The organism is Colwellia sp. BRX10-9, from assembly GCF_014077405.1.
In the GTDB taxonomy this organism is placed as follows: Bacteria; Pseudomonadota; Gammaproteobacteria; order Enterobacterales; family Alteromonadaceae; genus Colwellia_A.
In genome coordinates this window covers 1-19,804 of sequence record NZ_JACGVV010000005.1, presented here as the reverse complement: position 1 = coordinate 19,804, position 19,804 = coordinate 1, and the positions used below count along the sequence as shown (strand labels likewise).

Genomic DNA, 19,804 nt, shown 5'->3' with positions numbered 1-19,804 from the left:
AATAATCGTAATAAAATTTAACGTAGGAGTAATGATGTCTAATCAAGGTTCAGGTGGTAATGTTTTAGCGGCAATATGTAGTTTTTTTATTGCAGGTTTAGGTCAATTAGTTCAAGGGAGGATCCTCGCAGCAATCCTGTTTTTCCTGTTAACCTGGGTTAACTACACATTAGCAGCGACAGGAATCTTATTCTTTATGGCGGTTCCTGGTCTTATTTTTCATCTGTGGGCAGTCATCGATGCTGCTCGCTATAAAGGTAGGAACTAATGAATAAGATTACAATTAAGGTCTCGTTATTTTTTCTTTTACTGTCAATAGTCGGCTGTCAATCTGCTTACTATTCGGCCATGGAAAAAGTAGGTAAACATAAACGTGATATATTGATCGATCGTGTTGAAACTGCTACTGAGTCACAAGAGGAAGCAAAAGAAGAATTTAAAAATGCCTTAGAACAGTTCTCTGCATTAGTAAATTTTGATGGTGGTGAACTGCAACAACAATATGAAATAAGTAATGATCACTATCATACGAGTAAAGTTGCTGCTGAGGATGTAACTGCTCGTATTAATTCAATTGAAGCTGTCGCTGAAGCTTTGTTTAATGAATGGAATAGTGAATTAGAACAATTTACTAATCAATCATTAAAACGTCAAAGTCAATCGCGTTATAACGAAACACAAAATCGTTATACTTCAGTGATTGAATCAATGCGTAATGCGGAGAAGAGAATGCAACCTATTCTTGATGCGCTTAAAGATAATATGCTTTATTTAAAACATAATCTTAATGCGCGAGCTATCGGTGAGCTTAAAACAGAATATAAATTAATTGAACAAGATGTTGAACGCTTAATTAACGAAATGAACAATTCAATTAACAAATCACAAACATTCATAAAATCACTTAAGAACCCTTAGTACAAAAGGAGCACTTTTATGAGTGTCTGCTTAGTACCATAAAATTAATGGTGAGTGATGATAGATGGTAGCTTGTTTATGTTAAATGAGCCGCCATCAACTTAATGACAGAGACTTACTCTTTATTGGTAGGGTTTTATGTTGCTGAGATTATAAGTTATAACGTGTCATTACTTGATCTAGCGTGTGAAAAGGGGGGATTAGCAAAAACATCACTTCGATCTTGGTTTTGGTTAATAGCAGTAAGTAAGCTTGACAGCTCTCTTATTTGACTCGGACCCGCTCGGCCTTCTTCAAAAAGTTGACTTAATCGTTGTAACACTTTGAGTTGCTCTGGAGACATTTCGAAATTCCCTTTCTTAATAATATTCTTTAAAGATACCGCTTGGTCGTTATGAAGCCGTGGCATGTTGGTGGTAAATAGCGACTTGTACCGGCAAAACTATTTCCCTGCCATCATCGATGTACTCTTGATAAAGGACTTTTAACTCTCTGCGTTCGATAACGTTAGCTTTATCAGCAACAGCTTTTTCAAATAGATCATTTAAACGAGTTAATTTTCTCTGCTCCATAATAAGTTTGCTCCCTGCACCGTTACTTTCAAAGTTCACATGCAACTAATCGTATCAGTAAAACTAATATTCACCAGTGAGGTGTAATGATTAGCGTCAACTCAACATTTAGACATAACTGACTCACTTAATTAATTTTCATTAAAAAACAATAGATTAAAATAAAGCCATCCACTTTATTAACCGTGTATTGTGTTACTTCCTATATATTTTTCAGACATGTCTTACGCAATATTACGTTTAGGCTTACTCAAATTTACTGACAAAAAAACCAGCCGAAGCTGGTTTTTATCAATCGTCTAAATAAGAGGCTTATTTAGGACGAGTATCACGCTTACGTTCATTTTCTTTTAAAAGCTTTTTACGAATACGAATGCTCAGTGGTGTAACTTCAACTAGCTCATCGTTATCAATAAACTCAAGCGCTTGTTCAAGCGACATAACGATAGGCGGTGTTAACGTTTGTGCTTCATCAGTACCTGATGAACGAACGTTAGTTAACTGCTTACCTTTAAGAGCGTTTACTGTTAAATCGTTGTCGCGGCTATGAATACCAATAACTTGACCTTCATAAATATCAACACCGTGTCCGATCAACATACGACCACGTGATTGTAAGTTAAATATTGCATTCGTTAATGCTTTACCTGTTGCATTACCGATCATTACACCATTTTTACGCTGGCCAATATCGCCACCTTTATGAGGTCCGTATTCAAAAAATGTATGATAAATTAAGCCAGAACCTGACGTTAATGTCATGAATTCAGTTTGGAAACCGATCAAACCACGACTTGGCATGATGAAGTCCATACGAATACGACCCGTTCCATCAGGTGCCATATCTGTTAATTCAGCTTTACGAACACCCATTCTTTCCATGATAGGTCCTTGATGCTGCTCTTCAACATCAATAGTCACGTTTTCATAAGGTTCTTGTATTTGACCATCAATTTCACGAATAATAACTTCAGGACGTGATACCGCTAACTCAAAACCTTCGCGACGCATGTTTTCGATTAAAATGCCTAAGTGAAGCTCACCACGACCTGATACTTTAAATTTATCAGCATCAGGAAGTTGCTCAACACGTAAAGCAACGTTGTGAATTAATTCTTTGTCTAAACGGTCTTTGATGTTACGTGAAGTAACATACTTACCTTCTTTACCACAAAATGGTGAAGTGTTTACTTGGAAAGTCATATTGATAGTAGGTTCATCAACAGATAATGCTGGTAAGCCTTCAACTTCTGTAGGACAACAAACCGTATCTGATATTTTTAACTCGCCTAAACCAGTAATAGCAATAATATCGCCAGCAAAACCTTCTTCGATATCAAGTCTTTCTAGACCTAAGTAACCAAATACTTTACCAACTTTAGCGTTATGGATCTTGCCAGTTGCTAATTTAATCGTTACTTGTTGGTTTGGTTTAACAGAACCACGAGTAATACGGCCAACGCCAATTACACCTAAGTAAGAGCTGTAATCAAGTTGAGATATTTGCATTTGGAATGGACCATCTGGATCCGCTGTTGGTGCAGGCACTTCTTTAAGAATAGTATCAAATAAAGGAGTCATGTCTGTGCCGGTTACGCCTTCTTCAAGCGAAGCCCAACCATTGATTGCTGAAGCGTAAACAACTTTAAAATCAAGCTGTTCATCTGTAGCGCCAAGGTTGTCAAACAATTCAAAAACTTGGTCCATAACCCAATCAGGACGAGAACCAGGCTTATCAACTTTATTAATAACAAGGATTGGCTTTAAACCTTGAGCAAACGCTTTTTTCGTTACGAAACGCGTTTGTGGCATAGGGCCTTCTTGTGCATCAACAATAAGTAAAACCGAATCTACCATTGACATAACACGCTCAACTTCACCACCGAAATCAGCATGGCCAGGAGTATCTACGATGTTTACACGGTAACCGTTCCAGTTAATAGCCGTATTTTTAGCTAAGATTGTGATACCACGTTCTTTTTCGATATCATTCGAATCCATCGTACGCTCTTCAAGACCGCCACGGGCATCAAGGGTACCTGATTGTTCTAATAATTTATCAACCAAAGTTGTTTTACCATGATCAACGTGGGCTATGATGGCAACATTACGTAATTTATCTAACACGGGTTTTACTCACTTCTTGCAAGACTTTTTCATCAAAAGAATATAGGGCTATAATTGGGCGCGAATTATACAGCAACGAAGTCAACAAAGACAGCAACAAATATTTCAGCTCATATTAAATTCTCCATACACGAATCGTAATGCCCTGTTATACTCTTAAGCACCAACAATCAGCAGGCGCACCAATTTAGCGCAGCTCACGCACAGTAGTGGTGCAAGTAGGCTTTAGTAAATAAGTTAACACCTTATATATAAAGGCTTTATCTATTGGCATGAATTTCGCTTTATGCCCATCATGCGAAATGCAAACGTATTTTATTTTAATGACACTGGAGACTTTACATGTCACAAGCCGTATTAGATTTAATCAAAGACAACGATGTTAAATTTGTAGACCTACGTTTTACTGATTCAAAAGGTAAAGAGCAACACGTTTCAATTCCTTATCACCAAGTAAATGAAGACTTTTTTGAAGACGGTAAAATGTTCGATGGTTCTTCTATTGAAGGTTGGAAAGGTATTAATGAATCTGACATGGTAATGATGCCTGATGCTGATTCAGCGGTATTAGATCCTTTTACAGATGCAGTAACATTAAATATTCGTTGTGATATTTTAGAACCAAGTACAATGCAAGGTTACAGCCGTGATCCTCGTTCAGTTGCTAAACGCGCTGAAGAGTACTTACGTAGCACAGGTATCGCTGATACTGTATTAATTGGTCCTGAGCCAGAATTCTTCTTATTTGATGATGTACGCTTTAGTACTGATATGAGTGGTTCTTTCTATAAAATTGATGATAAAGAAGCCGCTTGGAATTCAGGTACTGAATACGAAGAAGGCAATATGGGTCACCGTCCAGGCGTTAAAGGCGGTTACTTCCCAACATCTCCTGTAGATTCATCACAAGATATTCGCTCAGCCATGTGTTTAGTTATGGAAGAAATGGGCTTAGTTGTTGAAGCGCATCACCATGAAGTAGCAACGGCTGGTCAAAACGAAATTGCATGTCGCTTCAATACCTTAGTTAAAAAAGCTGATGAAGTTCAAATATACAAGTATGTTGTTCATAACGTTGCTCACGCTTACGGTAAAACAGCGACTTTTATGCCTAAGCCATTAGTTGGCGACAACGGCTCTGGTATGCATGTTCATCAATCACTTGCTAAAGACGGTGTTAACTTATTCGCTGGTGATAAATACGGCGGCTTATCTGAAATGGCGCTTTATTATATTGGCGGTATTATTAAGCATGCTAAAGCATTGAATGCTTTTACTAACCCAGCTACTAACTCTTACAAACGTTTAGTTCCACATTTTGAAGCGCCGGTAATGCTTGCATATTCTGCACGTAACCGCTCTGCATCAATTCGTATACCGATTGTTCCATCACCAAAAGCAATGCGTATTGAAGCTCGCTTCCCTGATCCAGCAGCAAACCCATATTTAGCTTTTACTGCTTTATTAATGGCTGGTCTTGATGGTATTAAAAACAAAATTCATCCTGGTGATGCGATGGATAAAGATTTATACGATTTACCAGCAGAAGAAGCTGCAGCTATTCCACAAGTAGCAACATCACTTGAAGATGCTTTACAAAGCTTAGAAGCTGATTATGAGTTCTTAATCGCTGGTGGTGTTATGGATAAAGATATGATTGATGCATACATTGCTATTAAACGTGCTGAATCACAACGCGTAAACATGACAACTCATCCACTAGAGTTTGAATTATATTACAGCGTATAATCTCGACTATATGATTAAATGAAAAAAAAGCTCACTTCGGTGAGCTTTTTTGTGGCAAATAGACGATTAATTATATAAGTTTAAGGTAAGTATCTTAAGTTGAGCTAAATTTTTGCGTTATTCTTTATTGTTATTAACTTTAATTATCACATTACTTAGTTGTAATACCTTTGCGACGGCAACCAAAATTTATGTTTGGAGAAGTGATGATGGTATCTTAGTTTTTTCTGACAGCCCTCAAACTGGTGCGGAAGAAGTTGAAATAAGAGAACCCAATACTGCCTCTTCTGTTGATACCTCAATGCTAGATTTAACACCAAAAATTATCAAAGATGATTACCAAGTTGAAATCAACCAACCTAAACAAAATGCCACGGTTAGAGACAACACTGGCTCTGTTTACATAGCAGGTAGTATCAAACCTATCTTTAAACAAGGCTTAGCTATTCAACTTTTTTTAGATGGTAAACCCCATCAACCTCCGCAATCTCACTCGATGTTTGTGCTACGAAATATAGATCGCGGCGAACATATCATAAAAATGCAATTACTTAATGAAAAAGGCAAGATAATTGCATCGTCAAAACCTATAACCTTTTATATGCATAGAGCATCGGTTAATAACACAAATTAAGTAGCATTTGCTGCAACTTGCACCAAATGTAACTACATTACTATTTTGTCGCACTACATCAGTGCAAAAGGTTTTTATGTCTAGCAACAGCAGTAGAGATCAACAATTAAAATTTAGCTACCAACAAAAGCTGCCAAATCAGATGGTTACAGCACTTGTAGTGCTAGATAATAAATTAACGATTAAATATGTTAACCCTGCAGCAGAAGCGCTATTAGTTAAGAGTTTTAACAAGCTGTGCAACTTACCAATAACAACAGTCTTCTACAATTCTCCGATTAAAAAGGAACGTTTAGAACAGCTGCTGACTTCAGGCCAAGAATTTAGTGACAGTGATGTCACCATTGAATTTTTTGATCACAGCCGTATTACCGTGGAAATAACAGCCTCGTCTGTTGAATTCAGCAAACAGCCACATATTATCTTAGAATTCAAACAGATTGATCAGCAAAAACAAATGAGTATCGAAGCATTTCAGCACCAGCAATGGGAGTCGTCTCGAGATTTGATACGCGGGCTTGCTCATGAAATTAAGAATCCATTGGGCGGTCTTCGTGGCGCTGCACAATTATTAAGTAAAGAATTGACGCAAGAGCAACAAGAATATACTGAAATGATTATTGAACAAGCCGACCGTTTAACTAATTTGGTTGATAAGCTTTTAGGCCCTAATCAATTACCTCAGATGGCAGAACAAAATATTCATATTGTCTTAGAAAAAGTTTTTAAGCTGATTAATTTTAACAATCCTAAAAACATTAAATTTATTAGAGACTATGACCCCTCTATTCCTGAAATAAGTTTTGATCAAGATAAGCTTCAACAAGCTGTTTTGAATATTGTTAACAACGCCGTTCAAATTATTGATGAGGGTTGTAACATAACCCTAAAAACAAGAGCCGCTAGTAATAAAACCATTAATGGAAGACGGGTAAAGCTCTGTGTTCAAATCAGTGTTATTGATAATGGCCCTGGTATTCCAAAAAAGATTCAAGACACTCTATTTTACCCTATGGTATCTGCACGCGATAACGGTACAGGTTTAGGCTTGTCTATTTCACAAACCTTAGTGCAACAGCACAAGGGTAAATTATCTTGCTATAGCCGACCGGGTCATACTGAGTTTTTAATTTTACTGCCTTTACAAGAAGAGAATAATAATGAATGTTGAGCAAGTTTGGATTGTAGATGATGACAGTTCTATTCGCTGGGTGTTGGAAAAAGCCTTATCAGGAGCAAATATATCTGTAGCCTCTTTTGAGAAACCTGAAGACTTACTCATCGCCCTAGAGCATCAACAACCAGAAATAATAATTTCTGATATAAAGATGCCAAATATTGATGGTATGACTTTACTTAGCCGTGTTAGTGAGAATTTCCCTAACCTACCGGTGATCATAATGACTGCACATTCTGATCTCGATAGTGCTGTAAATGCCTATCAAGGTGGGGCATTTGAATACTTACCTAAACCTTTTGATACTGACGAAGCTATCTCTCTAACAAAACGGGCGCTAACACATGCTCGAGAACAAAGTGCTAAACGTAAGCATTCTATAGTAGCACCTGATCCTGTTGGGATAATTGGTGCGGCTCCAGCTATGCAAGAAGTTTTCAGGGCAATTGGACGACTATCACGTTCGAGTATCAGTGTACTCATTAATGGCGAGTCTGGTACAGGTAAAGAGCTCGTTGCACATGCGCTTCATACGCATAGTCCACGATCGAATGCTCCCTTTATTCCCTTAAATATGGCTGCAATACCAAAAGATTTAATTGAATCAGAGTTATTTGGCCATGAGAAAGGTGCGTTTACTGGCGCGAATGCCGTAAGACAGGGTCGCTTTGAACAAGCGCATAAAGGAACCTTGTTTCTTGATGAAATTGGCGATATGCCTTTAGATATTCAAACACGTTTGTTACGTGTGCTCGCCGATGGACAATTTTATCGCGTCGGTGGTCATTCACCGATTAAAGTTGACGTAAGGATCATTGCGGCTACACATCAGAACCTAGAAGTTCAAGTCAGTAATGGTGATTTTCGTGAAGATCTATTTCACCGTTTAAATGTCATTAGAATACAGTTACCCAGTTTACGTGAACGCAAGGAAGATATTGAACAGCTTATTAATCATTTTTTACATTTAGCTGCAAAAGAATTAGAGGTTGAACAAAAAACCCTACATAAAGCCACTCTTAGTTATTTACAGCAATGTGCGTGGCCAGGAAATGTTCGTCAGCTTGAAAATATTTGTCGTTACTTAACGGTAATGGCAAGTGGTAAAGAAATTATATTAGATGATTTACCGAGCGAACTTGCTGAGAACACATCATTAACAAACCCTACTGCAGAAGCTTCATCATGGCCAGTTGCGTTGCAAGAGTGGGTTGATGAGCAATTAGCCAAAGGGAATAACAATATTATTGATACCGCTTTGCCTGAATTTGAGAAAATACTATTAGAACGTGCGCTTCATTATACACAAGGCAGAAAGCAAGAGGCTGCTAAAAAATTAGGTTGGGGAAGAAATACCCTAACAAGAAAGTTAAAAGAGCTTAATATGTAAAGACGTATGTGAAGGTAGCTGTTTAGCTACTTTCACATGTATCACTGATACACTGTTTACAACTGTTACATAATTTCAAGTTAATGATGTGGGCAGCTACAATCAAACTTGCGCCAATCACAATAAAGAATGGCTGAATATCTTCTGAAAAATCATGCTTTATCCAGTAAATACCAACGCCTAAAAAAAGTAAGTAGAAAGGGTAATATTTTCTATGGTATTTTTTAAAACCGGAAAACAAGGCTAAAGTACCTAGTGCAGCGGTCATTAATAAAAATACATGTTCCCATGCATGGTCAGCTAAAAAGCTTAATCCTAGTAAAGGCAGTGCCGGTAACAATACCGGTAATAAGATACAATGAAGCGCACAAAGTGATGTTGCGGTTATTCCAATACGATCAAGCACTTTATACTCCCCTTACAATTAGATAATAATTACTGTTAAAAGTGGATAATATCACAATTGATATAGTATCACAAAACTTTTAAGCGCGTTCTATCGGAAAAGAAATTACATCCTCAATAGCACTTTTTTCTAGCGCGATCATCATTAAGCGGTCGATACCTAAAGCTACTCCCGCACATTGTGGTAGCCCTGATTGTAGAGCTTTAATAAAGTTCTCATCTATATTTTTAGTAACAAGTCCTAGTTGTTGACGTTTACTGTTATCTTGTTCAAATCTTGTTATTTGAATATCAGCATCTGTTAATTCATTAAAGCCATTTGCTAACTCAACGCCCTTAAAATAGCATTCAAATCTTTGGGCGACACGGTTATCTTCAACACACTCTTTAGCTAAAGAAGCTTGCGCAATTGGAAAATTATAGACAAAGCATGGTCGGGATAAGCCAATATTCTTTTCTATAATTTCTGAAAAGATAAACTGTAGTAATAAGTCACAATCATCTGATTCATACAACCAATCTGCGGCTTTACCCTGTAACTCGATAACCTCATATAATTGATTAAAAGTTGCTGTTAAGGGATCTATACTGACGAATTTAATGAATAAATTTTGATAGGATATTTTTTCAGATTTTGGCGTTTTTACGACTGTAGATAATAGTTCATCAACTTCAGCCATTAAATCGTGTTGATCAAAACCTATACGGTACCATTCTAATAGGGTGAACTCAGGGTTGTGATAACGGCCTGAATCTTCATGACGAAATGCTTTACAGATTTGGAAAATACAGCCATAACCTGAAGCAAGTAGTCGTTTCATATGAAACTCAGGTGAAGTTTGTAAATATAGTTGTTGAGATTGATTTATATCGCTGTTATCTAAATAGTTGTATTGGGTGCTAAAGGCATCAAGGTAAGGGTCTGTTACTGTTCCCATAGAGAGTGATGGTGTTTCAACTTCGATAACATTTTTATTTTTAAAAAAATCTCTGATCTCATTAATAACATTTCCTCTAGACTTAGCTACTTCCCACTTCATTTACGTACACTACTTAGAATAAAAAATATAATTCTATAGAGTATATACGAAAAGCTAATCATCTGAGAAGTAGACAGATAACTATAAGAAATATCTAAAGCGCTATATTGAAAAAGAGGGGAATAACTTTTCAACGCTATCGTATAATTGTTAGCGATGTACGTTCACTGAGTAAGTTACTTGGTGAGTCTCAATACTTAAAAAACTCACAAATAGCCTATAAAATGGTCGTATATTTTGATTGTACTTAAAATATTCACTGGTGGTTTAAGCGAGTTTGACCTAATACCTGACCGTCAAGCAGATAGATCTTACGTTTTGCCATTTCAGCATAATCTATGTCATGAGTAACAACACAAAGTGTAGTCCCTTGATTATTTAAAGCCTCTAGTATTGCCATAACGTGGTCACTGCTTTTAGAATCCAGATTCCCCGTCGGCTCGTCCACTAATAAAATAGCAGGGTCAGCGACTAGAGCGCGAGCAATAGCAACACACTGCTGTTGGCCGCCAGAAAGTTGGGTGGGCCTACGCCTGGCCAGTGGGGCTATACCAACTACATCCAAGCAGTAATCAACTTTTTTATTTATATCTTCTTCACTAATAGGTTGCTTTGCATAACGTAATGGCAGGGCTATATTGTCGTATACGCTTAATTCATCTATCAGGTTAAATTGCTGGAAGATAAAGCCAATTTTCTTATTCCTGATTGCAGCAGTTTGTTCTAAAGTGAGGTTGCTGACATCAACACCTTCGAAAAAAAGCTTACCTGTAGTAGCAAAATCTAGCAGCCCCATAATAGATAGTAAAGTCGATTTCCCACAACCTGAAGGGCCAGAAATTGAAATATACTCACCTTGTTGGATTTCAAGGTCTATGCCTTGCAGTGCATGGGTTAGCATGTCATCGTTGCTAAACACCTTGTCTAATTTTTGCACTTTAATTATGGGTATTGTCATTGAAACGCTTAGTCTCCCTGTAATTTCGAAATAAAGAGATAATCATAGGTGTCTATAAATCATAGTTTAAGCTAAAAATGTGCTTTTGTATTTACCAGCTTACTCTATAATTTAAGGCAAACGAATTAAGTTTAGCTAAATGACTAACAATAAAAAAGGTGGGCCATGCCCACCTTTATTTTATAAAATCGCGTCACGTCCACGTGTATTATTAATTCATAGAGTTACGCTAAAATTTTAATTTTAAACATGACATTATTCAAAGTCATGAACTTAATCACTACCACGCAAACTAAATATTGCTGGCTTGTTAATGTATTGCCTTAAAGGCCAGTAACAGGCGAATAAAGTAACCATTATAATCAAGACTAAACTAGCCACTACCATAGGTAATGCTTGCCAAGTAATAAATGGTTGAATGTATTCACTCATTCCAATGTAAGCGATAGCAAACAATACGACACTACCGACAAAACCAATCAATACAGCTTTCGTATTATCGTTAATTATCATTGAAAGCAAGTGTTTACGTGTTGCACCTATGGCCATGCGAGCGCCAAGTTCAAAGCGTCTAAGTTGAGTGCCATAGCTCAAAATTCCATATAAACCTATGCCTGCCAGTAAAAATACCAAACTCGCTAAAACTGCAGTAGTAACGGCTGTAGTAATTTCAGCAAACAATCTTTGAGTTAGAATGTCATCAGCAGATTTATAACTAAAAACAGAATATCTAGAATCAACCGAGGACAATAATTTACCGAGTTGTTCACGACTAACAGTCTGACCAGGTTTAACCTTAAGCATAAAGCTTTGGTTGCCTAGGTTATTGGGTATATAAGCTCTTGGAACTCCTATATCAGCATTGTCGCTTCCTATAGGTGTATCGTTAGGAATAGAAATGTCTTTTACAATACCCACGATTTTAAATGGCTCAGGGCGACCTGTCGATATTTGCAAACCAATGACATCACTATCAGCTTTCAACTGCCTAGCAAAGGCTTGGTTAACAATCATAATATTATTGCCATCTTTACGGTCTATTTCAGTAAAGTTGTCACCCTGTAATATCTGCTGCTCAATCATATTAAAATAAGTATGATCAATCCCATTGAAATAAGGAGTATACCTTTCATTATTACTAACATTGGTTAGTGCTCTAACATTAAAGCCATCAAGTGGTGATCGTGTCTGACTAATCGATTCTACTTGAGGAAGTGCTTCAAGTTTATCCATTATTTCAGCCATGATTGGAATCGCTTCTTCCTCAGTTGGAAATTCTGTCGATGAAAAGTTTAAAATTAAAGTAGAAATGTTATTTGTTGTAAAACCAATGGGTGCATTAATGGTTTTAACCGCATCTTTAAGTAAGCTAATATTAGCAAATACTAACACTGTTGCTAATGCTACCTGACTGGCAATTAACACCTGACGAATTTTTTTAGATACCTGTAAACCACTGCCCTTACCACTGCTTTGCAATGTGGTATTTAGTGCGCGGTAATTAATCATACTGGTACTTAATTTTGCGAAAAACAATGCAAATACAACGGTAATTAACACTGCACTACCAAAGGTTACCGGGTTAATAGATAACTCGCTAACCCTAGGTAATATAGCACCCAAATATTGTTGCATTACACTAAATCCGACTTTAGCAAGCACCAAGGCAATGATTATAGACATAAACATCAACAAACTTGTTTCAGCAAGCATGCCTTTAAATAAATGTTTTTTAGTCGCCCCAATCGCCGCTTGAATAGCCATTTGTCGTTGCTTTTCGGCCGTACGTGCCATAAACAGATTTGTGATGTTAAGACAAGCGATCAAAACTAAACCAATCACACCCGCTAACAGCTTTATCGCAATAGATTCACTGTCACCGAGAATAATTTCTTTAACTGGGGTTACAATCATAACAATTGACCAACCCTTGAAAAAACCTATCTCAGCAACACCTTCTTGCCAACGATCACTTACTAAGGGAGTTAACAGTTGTTCTGCTTGGCTTTTACTCACATCATTTTTTAATTGACCAATAAACTTAAGACCACCGTTAATATTGCCAAAGCTTTGTCTCTGACCATTACCTGTCTGATTATAGTCCCATGGCATCCAAACTTGTGTTTCTCGTCCAATTCCGTTCAGTTCAGGTTCAACAAAATTTTCAGATAAAACGCCAACAATTCGGTAACTGATACCACTAAGGTTAATTTTTTGATTAAGAATATCAGCACTACTTTTATACTCTTTCTTCCAAGTATTATAGCTAAGCATTGCAACAGGATTATTAGTATCCATTGCTTCACTTACTTCAAACATTCGACCCATTGCCATTGGAGATGCTAAGATCTGGTGCAATTCAGGTGTTACATATGCTGTATTAACAAGCGGTTGACTGCTGTGAGAAATAATAACATCTTGCCCATAAATAATGATGGCAGCTTGTTCAAATGCTTCTTTACTCTTGTATAAGTGCACTAATCCAGGATAGGTATAAGCAACACCTTTGGTTTCTTTTTCAGCGCCAATAAGTTTATGTTGAGCGACAAAAAGTCTGTCTTGCTCTGGGTAAGGTAATGGCTCAACTAATAACAAATAGTTTAATGTTACAGCACATAGCAAAGCGCCTAAAGTAATACCCATGGTCATTAATACGGTTAATACAAAGCCAGGTTTCTTTTTCAGACTGGCCCAAGCTTGTTTATGTCGAAGAATTAATTTCCTCATACTGCCACCTTTAATGCTTCATCTTTGACAATTTGCCCATCAAGCAATCTAAGTTGAATATTAGCCATGTCAGCGTAACGCGCATCATGTGTAACCATACAAATAGTCGTGCCGTTTTTATTGAGTTCAGCTAATACTGCCATTACAGTGTCACCACTTTGTGAATCAAGGTTACCTGTTGGCTCATCAACGAGTAATATTGCAGGATCGGCAACCAATGCACGAGCAATAGCAATACGCTGTTGCTGTCCACCCGACAACTGGTTAGGTTTATGGTCAGCTCTATGGCTCATTTCTACCATTTTTAAACAGGCTTCAACTCTTGCTTTAATAAATTCGTCTGTTGGAAGTTCTTTTTTATATTGTAAGGGTAACGCCACGTTATCAAACACAGAGAGTTCATCAATGAGATTAAATGATTGAAAAACAAAACCTATTTTTTCATTACGAATAGCAGCAGCTTCATCAAGAGTGAGTGAGCTGACGTCGAGCCCTTCTATTGTATAAGAACCTGAACTAGACATATCTAATAAACCCAATAGAGAAAGTAGCGTAGACTTACCACACCCTGACGGGCCTGCAATAGAAACATATTCTCCTGCACGAATAACAATATCAACGTCTTTTAATGCATGGGTTTCAACATCATCAGTTTCAAATATTTTACTAATACTCTTCATTTCAATTTTTATTTCAGACATATTCATTTTCCTTAAATGTGTGGGAATTTTTTAAATTATTTGTAATTAACGTTATTGACTAAATAGCATTTAAAAGCTGTCTATAGTCAGCTCTGAATTTTTCACAAGCGACAAATCAGACACAATAAAAATGTCATTAACTTTGCCTCCTTTAATTATTTGGATGTAACGACCGGCTTCTTTACCGAATTCTACTTTGGTTCTTATTGCTGCGTTATTTGAATCATCAAGTAGGAATAAACTTGAATTTGAATTAGCTAGACCGTTGACCGGTCGTTCCATATAGGTGATGTTAGCTAAGGTCTCTGTAATGATAACGGCATCAACACTTAGTTGCGGGCGAGCACTCGCTGGCAGTTGATCAGGTAACGCTATTTCAACTTCAACGGTATTGTCTACTACGACGGGATCAATGCGTGAAACGGTGCCTACAATTTTGTCTCGACGTGTATCAACAATAGCCTTTTGACCAATAAATATTTGTTGCGCTTTACTTTGAGGCACTCTAACTAAAGCAATAAGATTTTCGACGCTTCCTATAAGAGCAATTTCTTGTCCCGCTGCGAGGCTTTGACCCAACTCAACTGATAGGCGTTGTAATACACCATCAAAACCCGCTTTTACGGTAAGGCGTTCGAGTCGGTTTTGCGCGATATCTAACTGCCCTTGTTGTTGCATTATTTGTTCGTTCTGTATATTTATAGCTTCTTGATTAACTAACTTTAGAGCCGTAGTACGTTGTTTATGGATTTTGATACGCTTATTAAGCTGCGCTTCTTGAACAAAGCTTTCTTTATAATCAAGTACTGAAACTATGCCCGATTTAACCAAACCAGACTGTGCTTCTAGTTTAACTTTCGCTGTTTCGTAACGCGCCTCCAATTCTGCAAAATTGCCACTTTCGTTAAGAATCTCACGTTTTTGATTTAACTTTAGTTGTCGTAAGTTTGCTTTTTGTTGAGATAGCTCTCTAACTGCACTATCTACCTGTTGTTGTAATTCAGGATTAGCCAGTTGAATAATAATACTATCCGCTGTTACTAGAGCGCCAGGTTTAAGAACAATTTCCTGAACTGTGGCACTTGTTAGTGAAGTAATGAGTACCTGTTTATCACTGCGTAGTGCACCATATCCTTCGATTTCCACCTGTAAATCACCATGTTTTACTGTGCCAAAAAGCATGTCGTCACGCTTAACCGAAGTACCACCAGTTTGAGTACTCACATACCAAGTCAGGGCAGCGAGCAAAAAAATCGCAACAGCACTGTACACTGGCATTGATTTGAGTTTGCTTTGCTTGGTTTTTACTTTTTTCACATCCATTTAGGAGACACCTTGAATAAATATTTTCTAATAATTAATACTTATAGCGAAATTCGTGCCAACAAGTATTAAGTAACAATATCAATGACATATATTTGTTTTTACATTATTTTATTATAAAGTAGACCGCTATCGAACTAAACGAACCGAATATGAACCAGTTATAGTGAAAGGTAAAAAAATTACTCTATCAGTAAAATATAAAACAATTGAAAAATTAATAAGAAGTGACGTAAAGATTCAGTGATTAAAATAACTGATAAATATTTGTAGTAGAGTTAGTAGATGTAATTAAATTTTAAGATGCAATTGAAGGCAATGGGAGGGATATTGAAACAGTAACACCGGACGCATTAGTGTTGTTTATAAGTTCAATGGTGCCCTTGTGATGTTCTATAATATTTCGGCAAAAACTCAATCCTATACCCTGACCATTTTGCTTAGTTGAATACAATGGAACAAAAAGGTTATCTAAATTAGCAAATCCGTGACCGTTATCAACGACTTCAATTAATGATGTGTTTCCTTTTTCCCTAAAGACCAGTTTTATTTTCTCTCCAGGTTCAGAAGCCTCGTCGGCATTTTTAATCACATTTAACAAAACCTGTTCAATAAAAGCAGGATCAGCCCAAAAATTTTCTGTTTTTATTTCAATTTCAAAATCAATATCTTTAAGTAGTCTCTGAATACGTTGAGCGATATTAGTGACCGAAATCATTTGGCAATTTAAATGAAATGGTTTGGTGATAGAAGCATATCTACTGACAAATTCTTCCAAGTGCTGGCATCGTTCGGTGATAACATCTAGGGCTTTTTTTTCTCTTTCACCCTCTGCTTTTAAACTTAATCCTTGTGCTAATGCAGATACTGGCGTTAATGAATTACGAATTTCATGTCCGAGTACTCGAATAAGCTGTTGCCAAGCACTAAGCTGGCTTTGCCTCAATGCGGATTCAATATTAACAAAAACCATTAAATGATGAGTTTTACCTTGATCAATAAACTCGCTGTGGCGTATTTGCCATTTATTGTCACGTGGTTTTTCTTTGAAACGCCAATTATTATCTACATATTCAAGACCTAATAACCCTGGAGAGGAATTTCTAAAAATCTGCCACGGTTGGGGGAATAATTCATTAAAGGCTGTATTGGCATAAGTAAGTTGAGGTCGTTCATCAAAGACCATAATAGGGCTGTCAAGTTGTTCGATAAGTCGATAAACAAGGAAAATATGTTGATCGTAGCGTGACTTGAGTAATTGTAAATGAGAACTCAAATTTTTGAGATCTTGATGAAACTCTATGACCTTACCTTTAGTGAAAGCAGGTTTCGAATACTGACAATAATCATTATTACGAACAGCGTCAAGATGCATACTTGCACGTTTAAAAGCAATAATGGTTCTACTATATATATAAGAGAATAATAAGAAAAAAACTGCAGCAACTCCAGTACTGGTTAAAACAATATTTAACGCTGTCCAATCCTGAATTATTCCAATAACCATCCACAAGCTTACTATAATAAAACTCGTGGTAATAAAACAAACTTGTAAAAGCTGCTCTAAGGATTTAAAGATAAATAATTTCATAAGATCGGACTCGTATTTTAAGACGGTATAACATTTCGATTTTAACTTTAATGCTACTACTGAATGTTTATACCGTGTTTTTCTAGTCGGCGGTACATAGATGATTTAGTTAACCCAAGCATTATCGATGCTTTAGGCACATTATTATGATTTTGCTCGAGTGCTTGTTCGATTAAAGTTTTTTCAGCCTGCTCTAGTGTCATCATGGGCAACCTGTTGTTCTGTTTAATCATAGAAAGATGTAGATCTTCTGGTTCCAAGTTATCCCCCTGAGCTAACAAAACCGCACGCTCCATTAAATGACTCATTTCTCGGACATTACCAGGCCAATGATATGCTTCCAACGCTTTTATTGCTGAAAGTGAGAGGTTTAATTCTTCACGTTTATATTTTTTACCATGTTGAGTCATAAAGTGCTTTGCAAGAGGAGCTATATCTTGAAACCTTTCTTGCAACGACGGCACTCTCAACTCAATAGTATTAAGACGAAAATAGAGATCTTCACGAAAATCTCCATCTCTTATTAATTTGGAGATATCACCATTTGTAGCGCAAATAACTCTACTATCAGCAATCTGTGTTTGGCTAGAACCTAATACTTCATATTCCCCAGATTCCAATACTCTAAGTAATTTAGCTTGTTGCGAGTGGGGAATATTAGCAATCTCATCTAAAAAAAGAGTACCGTGTTTGGCAAGTTCAAAACGACCAATACGATTTTCTTTAGCATCTGTAAATGCGCCTTTTTTGTGTCCGAAAATTTCGCTTTCAAATAAAGATTCTGAAATAGCGCCCATATTTACCGAAATAAATGCATCTAAAGCACGATTAGATTGTTCATGAATACGTTTAGCTAAATGACTTTTACCGGTACCGTTGTCACCCGTTAGTAAAATACTGGCATCAGTTGCAGCAACAGAATCTATTTGGTGTAACAATTTCTCCATTGATTCAGACCGCCACGTAAAATCTTGTTCCGTAACAGACTCTAACTGCTGTTTAAGCTTTTGATTCTGAACTTGCAGACCAGACATTTTTAGCTGTTGGCGAATAATTTGGATTAATCGTTGATTATTCCATGGCTTTTCAACAAAGTCACAAGCTCCAAGTCGCATAGCACTTACAGCAAGGTCAACATTAGACCAACCAGTCATGGCTATTACAGGGATAACAAAATCCGATTTACTTAACCAAGTTAAGAAACGTAAACCTTCCTCGCCAGAGGTAGTATCAAGTGAAAAATTCATGTCCAGTAAAATTAGATCGACACTGTTGTCAGCTAATATTGCTTGGGCATAGTGGTGATTTTCTGCTTCAAGTATCGAAAAACCTTGGTCTTCTAGAATAAAGGCTGCACTTAAACGAATTTCAGGGCTGTCATCGACAACCAGTATTTGAGGCTTAGACATCACTATTTATAATAACTCACTGACAATATGAATTAATATAATAAGTTGCCAATCATTATTGAACAAGACAAATATTGTTACTTTAAGTTAATCATATTTTACTTGGCTTATAAGAGAAAAATTTATACTTAGCAAATAATACAACTTAAATAAATTAGTCGAAGTCACCTACTAATAAAATTTATAAAGTGCTAATAGTTATGGTTATCCCCCCAAATTGAGCAGCGAAATTGATGTATAAATATAATACTTATGTCCGCTTCCTCTAGAAATCGTGAGCATAATATTGGTAATAATTGATATGAAAAGTAGGACCGTTCTATAGCAGAAGTCTGTATTAGCAGAGTTTAATTTATCAAAAGGTAACAGGTTTAATAGTGCCAAGATATTGTGGCGTAGTTAAATGTAATTGGTTGGCTTAGGTAAATGCAATTAGGCGGCAAGAATGCTAAAGATTGCCCCTTCTAATGAGAAGTGGTGAATGTCAGACTCTGACATGGGCATGTCGAAGATAAGTCACACTACTGTTGGCGCTACTGCTCTACGGTATAAATGCTGTATTTTTTAAACGTCAGAAAGCAAAAAACCCGACTCTTTCGAATCGGGTTTCTGACGTGTAGGGATATACTAATGTCGCGTTGCCAAGGATGGCAAAGAGCGACCTAATTGGAAGCGGAGAATGTCCTATTCTCACATGGGCATGTCAAACATAAGTCACACTACCCTTGTTATTAGTGCATGCTAGTTATGGGTTTTGTCTTTTTTAAACGCCAGAAAGCAAAAAACCCGTAGCATCAGCTACGGGTTTCTGACGTGTAGGGATATACTAATGTCGCGTTCAAAGAGCGACCTAAATAGAAGCGGAGAATGTCCTACTCTCATATGGGCATGTCGAACATGAGTCACACTACCGTTGGCGCTACTTCTCTACGGTATAAATGCTGTCTTTTTTAAACGTCAGAAAGCAAAAAACCCGTTACGTTAGTAACGGGTTTTTCTTAATTAGAAGCCTAGCAATGTCCTACTCTCACATGGGAACTCCCACACTACCATCGGCGCTACTGCGTTTCACTTCTGAGTTCG

Annotated in this window: 17 protein-coding genes; 6 read left to right on the top strand and 11 right to left on the bottom strand. The window is 37.0% G+C overall.

Features of this window, described 5'->3' with window-relative positions; genetic code table 11:
• Positions 1–34: 34 nt before the first annotated feature.
• Together H4J69_RS04340 and H4J69_RS04335 are read left to right on the top strand one after the other, a co-directional pair.
• Positions 35–268 carry a hypothetical protein gene (locus tag H4J69_RS04340; protein ID WP_070377078.1) on the top strand — a complete coding sequence of 78 codons (234 nt, stop codon included), beginning with the start codon at positions 35–37 and terminating at the stop codon, positions 266–268.
• A complete protein-coding gene (locus H4J69_RS04335) occupies positions 268–918 on the top strand; it encodes a DUF2959 domain-containing protein (protein ID WP_070375023.1) in 651 nt (216 codons plus the stop codon). Before H4J69_RS04340 ends, H4J69_RS04335 begins: the two co-directional genes overlap by 1 nt.
• Before the next feature lie 157 nt (positions 919–1,075).
• Here H4J69_RS04335 and H4J69_RS04330 read toward each other — a convergent pair whose 3' ends face one another.
• The 3 genes from H4J69_RS04330 to typA all read right to left on the bottom strand — a co-directional run bounded on the left by H4J69_RS04330 (position 1,076) and on the right by typA (position 3,617).
• Positions 1,076–1,261: a hypothetical protein gene (locus H4J69_RS04330; protein ID WP_070375024.1), complete on the bottom strand. Its 186-nt coding sequence runs from the start codon at positions 1,259–1,261 to the stop codon at positions 1,076–1,078.
• 49 nt (positions 1,262–1,310) lie between these two features.
• The gene (locus H4J69_RS04325) at positions 1,311–1,490 is read right to left on the bottom strand and encodes a hypothetical protein (RefSeq protein ID WP_182214783.1); all 180 of its coding nucleotides are present in this window, start codon (positions 1,488–1,490) and stop codon (positions 1,311–1,313) included.
• A 312-nt stretch (positions 1,491–1,802) separates the two neighbouring features.
• Positions 1,803–3,617 (bottom strand): translational GTPase TypA, encoded by a 1,815-nt coding sequence (gene typA, locus H4J69_RS04320; protein ID WP_070375026.1) that lies wholly within the window; start codon positions 3,615–3,617, stop codon positions 1,803–1,805.
• Positions 3,618–3,959: 342 nt separating this feature from the next.
• Here typA and glnA point away from each other — a divergent pair, with 342 nt between their 5' ends.
• From glnA to glnG, 4 genes are all read left to right on the top strand, one after another.
• Positions 3,960–5,366 carry a glutamate--ammonia ligase gene (glnA, locus tag H4J69_RS04315; RefSeq protein WP_070375027.1) on the top strand — a complete coding sequence of 469 codons (1,407 nt, stop codon included), beginning with the start codon at positions 3,960–3,962 and terminating at the stop codon, positions 5,364–5,366.
• 112 nt (positions 5,367–5,478) lie between these two features.
• Positions 5,479–6,000, top strand: coding sequence for a DUF4124 domain-containing protein (locus H4J69_RS04310; RefSeq protein WP_182245023.1), 522 nt, complete (start codon positions 5,479–5,481; stop codon positions 5,998–6,000).
• A gap of 76 nt (positions 6,001–6,076) precedes the next feature.
• Positions 6,077–7,171 (top strand): nitrogen regulation protein NR(II), encoded by a 1,095-nt coding sequence (glnL, locus tag H4J69_RS04305; RefSeq protein WP_182214787.1) that lies wholly within the window; start codon positions 6,077–6,079, stop codon positions 7,169–7,171.
• The gene (glnG, locus tag H4J69_RS04300) at positions 7,161–8,567 is read left to right on the top strand and encodes a nitrogen regulation protein NR(I) (RefSeq protein ID WP_182214788.1); all 1,407 of its coding nucleotides are present in this window, start codon (positions 7,161–7,163) and stop codon (positions 8,565–8,567) included. Before glnL ends, glnG begins: the two co-directional genes overlap by 11 nt.
• Positions 8,568–8,589: 22 nt before the next feature.
• Here the strand turns inward: glnG and H4J69_RS04295 are convergent, their stop codons facing one another.
• The 8 genes from H4J69_RS04295 to H4J69_RS04260 form a co-directional block, all read right to left on the bottom strand.
• Complete coding sequence (locus H4J69_RS04295) at positions 8,590–8,973, bottom strand: MerC domain-containing protein (protein ID WP_182214790.1); 384 nt, start codon at positions 8,971–8,973, stop codon at positions 8,590–8,592.
• A 79-nt stretch (positions 8,974–9,052) separates the two neighbouring features.
• Positions 9,053–10,012, bottom strand: a complete 960-nt coding sequence (gene epmA / locus H4J69_RS04290; protein WP_182229883.1) for an elongation factor P--(R)-beta-lysine ligase — start codon at positions 10,010–10,012, stop codon at positions 9,053–9,055.
• Positions 10,013–10,268: 256 nt separating this feature from the next.
• Positions 10,269–10,970: an ABC transporter ATP-binding protein gene (locus tag H4J69_RS04285; protein WP_182214793.1), complete on the bottom strand. Its 702-nt coding sequence runs from the start codon at positions 10,968–10,970 to the stop codon at positions 10,269–10,271.
• Between the two features lie 273 nt (positions 10,971–11,243).
• Positions 11,244–13,697 (bottom strand): ABC transporter permease, encoded by a 2,454-nt coding sequence (locus H4J69_RS04280; protein ID WP_182245022.1) that lies wholly within the window; start codon positions 13,695–13,697, stop codon positions 11,244–11,246.
• Entirely contained in the window at positions 13,694–14,398 is a 705-nt protein-coding gene (locus H4J69_RS04275; protein WP_182245021.1) for an ABC transporter ATP-binding protein, read from the bottom strand. The genes H4J69_RS04280 and H4J69_RS04275 overlap by 4 nt, the downstream gene beginning before the upstream one ends.
• A 69-nt stretch (positions 14,399–14,467) precedes the next feature.
• Entirely contained in the window at positions 14,468–15,721 is a 1,254-nt protein-coding gene (locus H4J69_RS04270; protein WP_182214799.1) for an HlyD family secretion protein, read from the bottom strand.
• Between the two features lie 298 nt (positions 15,722–16,019).
• Positions 16,020–17,312 (bottom strand): PAS domain-containing sensor histidine kinase, encoded by a 1,293-nt coding sequence (locus tag H4J69_RS04265; RefSeq protein ID WP_182245020.1) that lies wholly within the window; start codon positions 17,310–17,312, stop codon positions 16,020–16,022.
• Positions 17,313–17,368: 56 nt separating this feature from the next.
• Positions 17,369–18,721: a sigma-54 dependent transcriptional regulator gene (locus H4J69_RS04260; RefSeq protein WP_182251921.1), complete on the bottom strand. Its 1,353-nt coding sequence runs from the start codon at positions 18,719–18,721 to the stop codon at positions 17,369–17,371.
• Between the last annotated feature and the right edge of the window lie 1,083 nt (positions 18,722–19,804).